The following is a 9559-nucleotide window of genomic DNA, read 5'->3' as shown; positions in this document are numbered from 1 at the left end:
GCCAGTGCTAGCTTTTCGTACCGTCACTTATTGCACTGAAAACGAGGAGACCCCAACAAGTCCGGGCAGTTGGCACACCGGCTGATGTACGTCGATCTGGTGATCCTGGATGAACTGGGCTACCTGCCGTTCACGCAGTCGGGCGGTGCGATGCTGTTCCACCTGCTCTCCAAGCTCTACGAGCGAACGAGCGTGGTGATCACCACCAACCTCACCTTCTCGGAATGGAGCAGCGTCTTCGGCGACGCCAAGATGACAACCGCCTTGCTCGACCGCCTCACGCACCACTGCCACATCGTGGAGACAGGCAATGAGAGCTGGCGATTCAAGCACTCCAGTGCCGCTGGCGCGGCACCGTCCAAGCCACGTGCAAAAGCTCAGAAAGGAGATCGAAAAGCAGCAGACCCGATAGACTTATCCACAACCGAGTAGCCAGAACATCCATCAACCCAGTGGCTCAGTATTCGACGTGATCACTGGCTCAGTTGTGCTGATGAATCAACAGGCACGTATCGTTTTTCCTAACAGCGCACCCGTCCTTGATGGACGGCTCCGAAGATACATCTCAAACAGTCCACAAACCGTCTACTAAAGCCATTTGAACCAGCGAAAGACCGCTACCAACCCAACACTCATTAGTAAGCAAAGACCTACCAACACCCAGAAGCCATTGGTGGCATCTGCGAACGGCAGTCCCAGAAGATTGGCGCCAAACAGGCCAGTGACAAAGTTCAAGGGCAAGAAGATTGTGGATACCACGGCAAAAACATAAGAGCTTTGATTCAGCTGTCGCTCCTGAATGCGGTTTGCCTGGTCACTGAGGATATCGATACGGTCACGCAAATTCTCCAGCGTTTCGAGCAACCGCAACAGCTGGTTCAGGTGCTCCTCCAGTCGGCCTCGGTGATTTATATTCAGCGGCGGGACGACGAGAGTTGTCAACGTTTGAAGAACGGCTCGCTGGGGGCCAAGATGACGAAGAAAGCCAGAGATCGCGGTCTGGGTATTGGCCATGCTCGGGCATGCCGCTTCCGTCTGGTGCTGAACCAGAAGGCCGCCGATCAGATCCACCCCATCCTCCAGCATCTCGACCTGCTCGGAAACTTCCGCGAGGTGCTCTTCGATGAGATCGCAAAGGAAGTCACCTGGCGTTGCAGGGCCGCGCCCCTGAGAGATGTCTTCTGCAAGTTCGAGGATGGGATCCACATCCTCCTCGCGGGTCGTGATAACCCGACGCTCATCAATCCAGATTCGCATGGACACCATGTCCTCTGGATGCCCCACTCCATCAGCTCTCAGATGCATCGCTTTGAGCAGAACCATCACACCCTGCCCGTGGACGCGCAACCGCGACCGGGTATCTTCAGAGACCATCGCTGCGGCGATCAGCTTGTCCAGGCCGGTCGCGCTCGAGAGAAAACCTTCCGTCTCGCGGTGGTGGATGCACATGTGCAACCACGACGCACCGCCGGTCATCTGGAGAAGATGGAGGAACCCAGGCGTACGCTCTGCTTCGATCATGGCTCTCAGCCCACGGTGGATTCAACGTCAAGGTTAACGGTATCTCCAACCCGTAGCACGCCACCTACGACGATCCGTGCCGTGGCGCCCCCGTGACCACGCAGCGCGGCGTAACCGCCTTCACCGAGCTCGTCCTCCATGCGTGAACAAGGAGGACATGGCCCCGTGATTTCAATGCGGACCGAACCGCCAATTCGCCAGACAAAGCGCTCTTCCCGGAAAGGTGAATGCATCGCGGCGATGTTGATCCCCGAGATCACGAGGTTGCGCCGCAAACGCTCCGGGGCAATTGGGGCTTGCCCCGTCCAGACCCCGAGCAAGCTGAGGTGCTCAGCCTGGATCAGACTCAGCTCGCGATGGCGTTGCGCATCCGACTGACGAAGCCGCAGGGAGCGGTGATCGCCAATCAGCCCGAGACCCGGTTCGGCCCTGGCCTCCTGCACGGACACAGCGTCCTTGAGGCGATCCGGGCGCAGAACGATGGCACCAAGTCGACCTGTGCCATGAAAGCGCCGGACCAAGTCGCGCAGCGTGCCGCCCATCGTTCAGACTCGAATGAGGTGCATCACAAGACTTCCTCTATGTGCAGTTCGCGTTGCCGGAAGCTGACAACATCACCGGCTCGGGCATCTGCGATCGCTGCGTAGATGGGCGCCTGGGTGGAAATTCCCATGTAGGTGTTGCCGTCGCACTGGAAGGCATCGCTAGCAACCGCAATCACGAACCAACGCCCGTCGATGCGAACCACGGCGCCTGTCTCCACCGAATCCCGGGGACCGAAATCGATCTGACGTAAGACTTCCAGGGCCTCCTGATGATCGTGAATGGGGCATTCGAACGCCTGCGCCAGAGCGGCATTGTTGACGGCCCGCGACGCCGCATCGCTTTCACTGGGTTCATCTCCGCGGCCCGCCGCACCGACCAGGTATTGCGCATAGGTCTGTTCAGCAAACCGCAGGCGCCCTTCGGCAAGGTCCAGCATGGTCTGGCGCAGATGGGTCTTGTTGCTCATTAGGACTCCTTTTTCAGGTCGACGTTTGTTGCGTTGGGGTGAACGGTAGCCGGTGCCAGACGGTGATGGCGTACCAGCCTCGGGGGTCGGTCAGGGTGCAGGTGTTGTCAAACCCGCTTCGGCGTGCGAGGTGTTCGATTGAAGCCAGGGAGTATTTCTGGGATTGCTCTGTATAGATGGTCTCCCCGGCATGGAATACAAACCCTCGGTCAAGGGTTCTGCTGTGGACCACCTGGTCAACTTGGCTCACCAGAAAGCTTCTGGCCACGTGTTCCAGCGGACAGTAGCTGGCGTAGTGCCGAAATTTCGTCAGATCGAAGTCCATGCCCAACTCGCGATTCAACCGCGTCAGCAGATTCAAATTGAACGCAGCGGTCACGCCCTGTGAATCGTCGTATGCTGCGCGCAACATGGCCGGGTCCTTGACCAGATCCAGACCAAGCAGCACAAGGTCACCCGGGCGCAAATGCGAATGCACCCGCTGCAGCAGCTTGACGGCACCGTGTTCGTCGAGGTTGCCCAGATTGCTGCCCAGCAACATTGCAACCTGGCGTCGCCCTTCGGCAATCTGAGGCCAATGCTCGAAATAGTCTCCCAGCACCGGTTCGATGGCCATGCGGGGGAGGTACGTGTCAAAGCGGCGGCTCAGATCCGCTAGGGCGTGTGCGGACACATCCATAGGCCTGTAGATGCAATCCACTTCACGTTGCGCCAGTGCCTGGCACAGCGACAGCGTTTTGGCCCCGTCGCCGCTGCCCAGTTCAATCAGATCGATCGGGCTGCACCGAGGATCTATCCACCGGGAAAGCTCATCCGCGCGTGAGCGCAGCAGCTCGTGCTCAAGGCGTGTGAGGTAGTACTCGGGCAGCGCCATGATCTGCTGAAACAGGCGCGAGCCCTCATCGTCGTAGAACCAAGCGGATGAGAGCGCCTTCTGTGGTCGCGTCAACCCTTGCAGAACATGCTCCGTCAGTCTGTCCCGATCAGTCATGCGGACTCCCGCGAGCGAACAGGACGGATGCCCGTGAACTGCCAACGCAACGGAGCGTGAAAGAAGTTCCGGTATGTCAAACGGGCGTGGCCCGGCGATGTGGCCCAGGACGCTCCGCGCAAGACCTGCTGGTTCACCATGAACTTCCCGTTGTATTCGCCCACTGCGCCCTCGCTGCGGGCAAAACCGGGATAGGGCTGATAGGCACTGCGCGTCCATTCCCATCGACGCCCCCAGTCGAACCGGCTTGCCGCTGCTTCCCACTCGAACTCGGTGGGCAATCGCCACCCCGCCCAATCGCAGAAAGCGTGTGCCTCGTAGTAACTGACATGCGTGACTGGTGCCTGACTGGTCAGCGGCATCACCCCCTGGAGCGTGTAATGACCCCATCCGTCAGGCTGGTTAGGGTCGGGCTGCCAGTACATCGGCGCACGGAATTTAAGCGTTTGCACCCAGTCCCAGCCTTCCGCATGCCAGAGCGAATGGCGCTGATATCCTCCGTCGCGCATGAACTGAAGGTATTCATCATTGGTGACTAGCGCCACACGGATGTCTACTCCTTGAATGAGCGCCAAATGCGATGGCGACTCGTTGTCGAAGGCGAACCCTGGCCCCTGGTGGCCCATGCGAATCGTCTGCCCTTCGACGCTAAGCCAATCGTCCAGTGGTGGGCAGGTTCCATCATGTTCGGCCGTCACATCTTGGGGACCGATGCCCAGAGGGTCATACGCCGGATGCAATGGGTTGTGGCCCAGGATGTACTTGATGTCTGTGATCAGCAACTCCTGATGCTGTTGTTCATGCTGCATGCCCAGCTCTACCAAGGCCGCGACCGCGGGCTCCAGTGGTTCCTTCAGCATACGGCGCATGGACTCGTCCACATGCGCGCGATACGCCATCACCTCAGCCACCGTCGGGCGACTCAAGCTCCCTCGCTGCGGGCGTGCCAGGTGAGCGCCCTCCGATTCGTAGTAGCTGTTGAACAGGTAGCCATACAGAGGATGGAACAGTCGATAGTCCGGCTGTTGTTTCGCGAGGACAAAAGTCTCGAAGAACCACGTGGTGTGGGCCAAGTGCCACTTCGGCGGACTGACGTCGGAAACCGGTTGGGGAACATGGTCCTCGGCACTCAGAGGGGCACACAGACGTTCGCTGCGCGAACGGACAGAGACGTATCGGGTTAGGCGGATGTCTTCAGGTGTCACGGCAGATGAGAAAAAAGAGAGTCAACTTCCGAAGCGCTCGGTGCGGATGGAGACCTCGGGCACATTTAGCCCGGTGACCATATGAACGATGGACTCGACAAAGTCATTACGCCCGCAGATGAAAACCTGCGCAGATTCGGTCGCCACATCACCCAATTGCTGCAATGCCCAAGCAACATCGGCTCCATCAATGCGGCCAACGTGGTCCTGTGCGCGCGGGGCACAGGTATCCCGCGAGAGCGCCAGTCGGCTGCGAAACCGCGGCGTAAACGCTTCCCATCGCTGCAGGGTGGGCCAGAGCAACACTTCGTCAAGATGGCGTGCGGCAACCAACAGCGTTGTATGCGCTTGGCTGTATGCACCCACGCGTTGCGCTGCCATGGACAAAAGGGGAACGACGCCAGATCCTCCCCCAATCAGCAAGGCTGGTCGTGTGTTCGACTCGTCAAGCACAAAATGACCTCCAACCGGTCCGAGGACTTCAATCGTTTCGCCGTGCTGGGCCTTGTCGTGAAACCAGGTGGATACTTCGCCATCGTCCAAACGCTCAATGCCAAGCTCATAGAGCCCGGTACGTTGAGGAGGTGAGAGGAGTGAATAGCTCCGTTGTGCCTGATAGCCGTCTTCCGCTGTCAGTCGGACATCCAAATGCTGGCCCGGCCTCGGGCGAACCCATCTGTCAGGACGCAGCACCACCCGCATGACGCGTGGAGTCAGTGCCTGCAACGCATCGATGCGTGCGGTCTGCCAGCTCAGCCGGTGTTGACCAACAGCCTCATCCATAGCGCTCTTCCTTGAAAGGGTCGCCTCGCATGTGATAGCCCCGCAGTTCCCAGAACCCGGCCTCGTCGCGCTCGTTGAACTGCAGCGCATTGACCCACTTGGCCGACTTCCAGAAGTAGAGATGCGGCACCAACAGGCGTGCCGGTCCCCCGTGCTCGGGCGCGAGCGGTCGGTCGTCGTAGTGCGTTGCGATCATTGCGCGCCCTTGTGTCAGATCGGCCAACGGCACGTTGGTGGAGTAGCCGTCCTGAGAATGCGCCAACACCCAAGGCGTGGGCGCTTCCAGTCCGGCCGCCTGCAACAAGGTGTCCAACGTCACACCGCGCCAGCGGGTGTCGAATTTCGACCAGGTGGTAACGCAATGGATATCGACCACCTGCTCGGTCTGGGGCAGGGCCTGGAATTCGCTCCAGGTCCAAACGCGAACCGGCCGCACACCGACCTTCAAGGTCAAGCGCCAATCGCCAAGCGCCAAGGCTTTTGGGGTGGGGCCCGCAGTCAGCACGGGAAAACCTTCCGTCAGGGACTGTCCTGGCGGAAGTCGACCGCCGTGGTTGTGGACATCGCGATTGCGGCCGCTGAATGAGCGGTTGATGGGCATGGTGTGGGTCCTCCGGCTCACCCAGAACTTGCGGTCAAGGGCTTGCGTCGATCAATGATGGTGGGCAGGAACTCGGTGACCGTCGGGTGAACGGGCAATGCATCCCGGACCAACTTCCAGGTGCCGCCACTGGCCATCACCAGACCGATCGCCTGAATGATCTCGTCCGACTGGATCCCGAGCATGGTCGCTCCGAGGAAATGACCACTGTCCTCATCGATGAGGAGCTTGATCTTGCCCACGGTTTCGCCTTCTTCCTTCGCGCGACTGACGTCCTTCATGGCGTGAACCGCCTGGGAAATGCGTCGCCCTTCGGTCACGAGTTTTCGCGCGTCGGCCTCATAAAGACCGACGTGGGCCAGCGGAGGATCGGTAAACATGGCATAAATGCCGACGCGCGCGGCGGCGCTGCGTTGCCCTCCGGCCAGGTTCTCCGCCACGATGTCCTGATCGTGGTAGCTGGTGTGGGTAAAGGCCCCGCGCTGATTGATGTCACCCAGCGCCCAGATGCCGGGAACCGCGGTTTCGAGCCGGTCGTTGGTGACCAGGTAGCCTCGCGCACTGACCTCCAGGCCCACCGTTTCCAGGCCCAGACAGTCGGTGTTCGGTATTCGCCCGGTGGCCACCAGCAGGTGGCTGCCATCCACGCTGCGGCCACCAGCCAACTGCACCCGCACGCCAGCGTCGTTGTCCGCCTTGCCGACCCGCTCAATGCGCACGCCGGTGTTCACTTCGATGCCTTCCGCTGTCAGCATTCCGGTCACAGCGGCTGCAATGTCCTCGTCCTCGCGGGCCGTGAGGCGGGGCCCTGTTTCCAGAATGGCAACCTCACTTCCCAGCCGCCGAAAGATCTGAGCCATCTCCAGGCTGATGTATCCACCGCCGATGATCACCAGCCTGGACGGTAATTCACGCAGCGCCAACAGCCGTTCGTTGTCCAGGAACGGCAGCTCGTCCAGCCCAGGCACCGGCGGAACAAAGGGACGTGTGCCGGTGTTCAGCACCACCTTGGGCGCCACCAGCTGATGCTCGCCGGCCAGCACCACGAACTGTTCGCCTTCACGGCCCGCCAGGCGACCGCGCGCCTTGATGATGGTGAGTCCTTCCAACTGGCCCAGCCAGGCCTGCAGGCCAGAGCGAGCCTCCTCCACCCGGCGTTGCATGCGCTCCATCGCTGCCCTGAAGTTGACCTGGACCGACCCGGTTTGCACACCGAATTCGCTGGCCCGGCGCGCCATGTGAGCCACACGAGCCGACTTGCGTAGGGTCTTGGTTGGGGTGCAGCCCCGATTGACACAGGTACCACCCAGGTCACGCTCCTCGATGAGCGCCACCTTCATACCCCGGGCAACGAGTGTCGCGCCCAGAAAGGGACCGGCCTGACCGGCTCCGATCACGATCGCGTCGAACCTCTGTTCCCCGCTCATGGCCGCACCTCGACACCGCGCCAGAACGCCACCCTGCCGGTCACCGCCTCCGCACCAGCCTTGGGCGACGGGTAGTACCACGCCGCGTCAGCGTTCACGTCTTCGCCGACCACGACGTCGTAGTAGCTGGCCCGCCCCTTCCATGGACAGGTGGTGTGCGTATCGCTTGGTTTGAAATGTTCCGGGCGCAACGCGTCGTGTGGGAAATAGGCGTTGCCTTCAACTTCCACGATGTCATCGCTCTCAGCGATGGTGGTGCCTTTCCAGATGGCTCTCATGCTCCGTCTCCTTCGTTTGTGTGTGGTTGGGATCAGTCCCGAATCAGTGTGGTGGTGATCACCGGATGGTTCTCCAGCGTTCGATGCACGGGGCAACGATCGGCGATGCGCAACAGGTCCTGTCGCTGGCTTTCACTCAACGGTCCGCTCAGCAGGAGCTGCCGCGTGACGTGGTCAACCTGTCCCGAGCGATCCCCGCACTCCTGGCAATCGGTCGCGTGCGCGCGCTCATGACGCAACCTGACCTGGACATCCTTGAGCGCATAGCCTTTTCGCTTGGCGTACTGGCGCAATGTCATGGACGTGCAGGCGCCCAGCGACATCAGCAGAAGTTCATAAGGATCGGGCCCGCGTTCGCCACCACCCACTTCCTTGGGCTCATCGGCGTCGAGGTGGTGCGGACCTGCTCGCATCGATCGCCAGAAGGCGTGATCGTGCTCCCCCACCCACACCTCGCCCGCACGAAGGTCCGACGGCGCATCGTTTCGCTCGGCTCGCATCGGCAGAAACCGCGAGGCCCAGGCGCCAATCAGGTCAGCCGCATACTGCGCATCGGCCGGGCGCGTGAGCAGATGGTCCGCATCGTCCAGGCTGATGAAACTCTTAGGATGTCTGGCCGCCTTGAACAGGTCCTGTGCCTCGCCGATGTCCACCACCGCGTCACTTGGCGCGTGCATAACCAGCAAGGCCGCGCGAAGCCCCTTGACCGGGTTCTCGTGGGCTTGGGCCTGGAGCTCTTCAATGAAGGCCGGCGCGATCCTGAACGCCCGGCCGCCCAGGTCGACCTGGATCTGCCCATCCTCTTCGGACTTGGTCGGACCGAAGTGACGAAGCACATGGTCGGCCGTCGCGGGTGCGCCCAGCGTGCAAACCGCCCGTATGCCGTCGAGGCGGGCAGCCGCCGCGATGGCCGCCGTCCCCCCCAGGCTGTGTCCGACCAACAGTGCAGGCATGCCGATCGTGCTCTGCATCCAGTGCACCGCCGCCACAATGTCCGCCACGCTGGACGAAAAGCCACCGCGCCCGAAGTCGCCTTCGCTCTCGCCCAGACCGGTGAAATCAAAGCGCAGCGTGGCGATGCCCTGCTGAGCCAGCGCCCGGCTGATGCGGGTCGCGGCGAGAGAGTTCTTTCCGCAGGTAAAGCAGTGGGCAAACACCGCCAGGGCTTGTAACGGTGCATGGTCCGGGCGTTCCAAGACACCCACCAGCAGACCCTGGCTGCTGCCAGCGAAGCCTACCTTTTCGCTGCTCATGCTTTCTCCAGTGCCAGGGCGTTGATGCAGTAGCGCAGACCGCTGGGCTTGGGTCCGTCGGGAAACACGTGACCCAGGTGGGCGTCGCAGACGTTGCACGTCGTCTCCACCCGCACCATGCCGTGGCTGTTGTCTCCGTGATAGCCCACCAGACCCGGGGCAATGGCCTGCGTGAAGCTGGGCCAGCCGCTGCGGCTGTCATATTTGGTCGACGCATCGAATAGTTCAGTGCCGCAGCACACGCACCGGTAGATCCCGGGCGAAAACAGCGTACACATCGAGGAGCTGTGCGCCCGTTCGGTGCCCTTGAGCCGCGTGATTCGGAACTGCTCGGGCGTCAGCTGTTGGGCCCACTCGGCTTCGCTGCGCTCAACTCGGCGCGGTGGCGTCGGGTTGCCCGTTTCCACCAGTTGAATCACTCCTTTCCAAGTCAACATGTCGGGCCCAGGCTCCGGTGCCGCCGGTTCGTTTTCCAGCCGCTTGAGAAA

The 9559-nt window shown here is 61.3% G+C and carries 11 protein-coding genes and 1 pseudogene; 1 reads left to right on the top strand and 11 read right to left on the bottom strand.

The window, feature by feature from the left end; all coding sequences use genetic code 11:
* Window positions 1-432: pseudogene (locus tag Q0P59_RS17120) on the top strand (ATP-binding protein); the annotation flags it as partial.
* A 156-nt stretch (window positions 433-588) separates the two neighbouring features.
* Here Q0P59_RS17120 and Q0P59_RS17115 read toward each other — a convergent pair.
* Genes Q0P59_RS17115 through msrB form a run of 11 tightly spaced genes read right to left on the bottom strand, consistent with a single transcriptional unit; the run spans window position 589 to window position 9508 of the window.
* A complete protein-coding gene (locus Q0P59_RS17115) occupies window positions 589-1521 on the bottom strand; it encodes a CorA family divalent cation transporter (protein WP_042797683.1) in 933 nt (310 codons plus the stop codon).
* A gap of 5 nt (window positions 1522-1526) precedes the next feature.
* Window positions 1527-2063: an MOSC domain-containing protein gene (locus tag Q0P59_RS17110; RefSeq protein WP_034054001.1), complete on the bottom strand. Its 537-nt coding sequence runs from the start codon at window positions 2061-2063 to the stop codon at window positions 1527-1529.
* A gap of 23 nt (window positions 2064-2086) precedes the next feature.
* Window positions 2087-2533, bottom strand: coding sequence for a hypothetical protein (locus tag Q0P59_RS17105; RefSeq protein WP_008647292.1), 447 nt, complete (start codon window positions 2531-2533; stop codon window positions 2087-2089).
* Between the two features lie 13 nt (window positions 2534-2546).
* A complete protein-coding gene (egtD, locus tag Q0P59_RS17100; RefSeq protein ID WP_034053995.1) occupies window positions 2547-3524 on the bottom strand; it encodes an L-histidine N(alpha)-methyltransferase in 978 nt (325 codons plus the stop codon).
* Complete coding sequence (egtB, locus tag Q0P59_RS17095) at window positions 3521-4729, bottom strand: ergothioneine biosynthesis protein EgtB (RefSeq protein WP_197022694.1); 1209 nt, start codon at window positions 4727-4729, stop codon at window positions 3521-3523. The genes egtD and egtB overlap by 4 nt, the downstream gene beginning before the upstream one ends.
* A gap of 21 nt (window positions 4730-4750) precedes the next feature.
* Window positions 4751-5512, bottom strand: coding sequence for an FAD-binding oxidoreductase (locus Q0P59_RS17090; RefSeq protein WP_042797684.1), 762 nt, complete (start codon window positions 5510-5512; stop codon window positions 4751-4753).
* Complete coding sequence (locus tag Q0P59_RS17085) at window positions 5505-6113, bottom strand: sulfite oxidase-like oxidoreductase (RefSeq protein WP_008647302.1); 609 nt, start codon at window positions 6111-6113, stop codon at window positions 5505-5507. The genes Q0P59_RS17090 and Q0P59_RS17085 overlap by 8 nt, the downstream gene beginning before the upstream one ends.
* Before the next feature lie 17 nt (window positions 6114-6130).
* Window positions 6131-7540 carry a mercuric reductase gene (locus Q0P59_RS17080; RefSeq protein WP_034053982.1) on the bottom strand — a complete coding sequence of 470 codons (1410 nt, stop codon included), beginning with the start codon at window positions 7538-7540 and terminating at the stop codon, window positions 6131-6133.
* Window positions 7537-7818 (bottom strand): DUF427 domain-containing protein, encoded by a 282-nt coding sequence (locus Q0P59_RS17075; RefSeq protein ID WP_034053981.1) that lies wholly within the window; start codon window positions 7816-7818, stop codon window positions 7537-7539. Before Q0P59_RS17075 ends, Q0P59_RS17080 begins: the two co-directional genes overlap by 4 nt.
* A gap of 32 nt (window positions 7819-7850) precedes the next feature.
* Window positions 7851-9071 carry a bifunctional alpha/beta hydrolase/OsmC family protein gene (locus tag Q0P59_RS17070; protein WP_008647313.1) on the bottom strand — a complete coding sequence of 407 codons (1221 nt, stop codon included), beginning with the start codon at window positions 9069-9071 and terminating at the stop codon, window positions 7851-7853.
* The gene (gene msrB / locus Q0P59_RS17065; protein ID WP_034054008.1) at window positions 9068-9508 is read right to left on the bottom strand and encodes a peptide-methionine (R)-S-oxide reductase MsrB; all 441 of its coding nucleotides are present in this window, start codon (window positions 9506-9508) and stop codon (window positions 9068-9070) included. Before msrB ends, Q0P59_RS17070 begins: the two co-directional genes overlap by 4 nt.
* Between the last annotated feature and the right edge of the window lie 51 nt (window positions 9509-9559).

Origin of the sequence: uncultured Dechloromonas sp. (genome assembly GCF_945957265.1) — a bacterium.
Classification (GTDB): Bacteria; Pseudomonadota; Gammaproteobacteria; order Burkholderiales; family Rhodocyclaceae; genus Azonexus.
This window is presented reverse-complemented; position numbering and strand designations above follow the sequence as displayed.

Bases quoted from the DNA above. Each gene is read 5' to 3' on its own strand.
- Q0P59_RS17105 (WP_008647292.1), bottom strand. From the start codon at position 2,533: ATGAGCAACAAGACCCATCTGCGCCAGACCATGCTGGACCTTGCCGAA.
- Q0P59_RS17080 (WP_034053982.1), bottom strand. From the start codon at position 7,540: ATGAGCGGGGAACAGAGGTTCGACGCGATCGTGATCGGAGCCGGTCAG.
- Q0P59_RS17110 (WP_034054001.1), bottom strand. From the start codon at position 2,063: ATGGGCGGCACGCTGCGCGACTTGGTCCGGCGCTTTCATGGCACAGGT.
- egtD (WP_034053995.1), bottom strand. From the start codon at position 3,524: ATGACTGATCGGGACAGACTGACGGAGCATGTTCTGCAAGGGTTGACG.
- Q0P59_RS17090 (WP_042797684.1), bottom strand. From the start codon at position 5,512: ATGGATGAGGCTGTTGGTCAACACCGGCTGAGCTGGCAGACCGCACGC.
- Q0P59_RS17075 (WP_034053981.1), bottom strand. From the start codon at position 7,818: ATGAGAGCCATCTGGAAAGGCACCACCATCGCTGAGAGCGATGACATC.
- Q0P59_RS17085 (WP_008647302.1), bottom strand. From the start codon at position 6,113: ATGCCCATCAACCGCTCATTCAGCGGCCGCAATCGCGATGTCCACAAC.
- Q0P59_RS17070 (WP_008647313.1), bottom strand. From the start codon at position 9,071: ATGAGCAGCGAAAAGGTAGGCTTCGCTGGCAGCAGCCAGGGTCTGCTG.
- Q0P59_RS17115 (WP_042797683.1), bottom strand. From the start codon at position 1,521: ATGATCGAAGCAGAGCGTACGCCTGGGTTCCTCCATCTTCTCCAGATG.
- msrB (WP_034054008.1), bottom strand. From the start codon at position 9,508: ATGTTGACTTGGAAAGGAGTGATTCAACTGGTGGAAACGGGCAACCCG.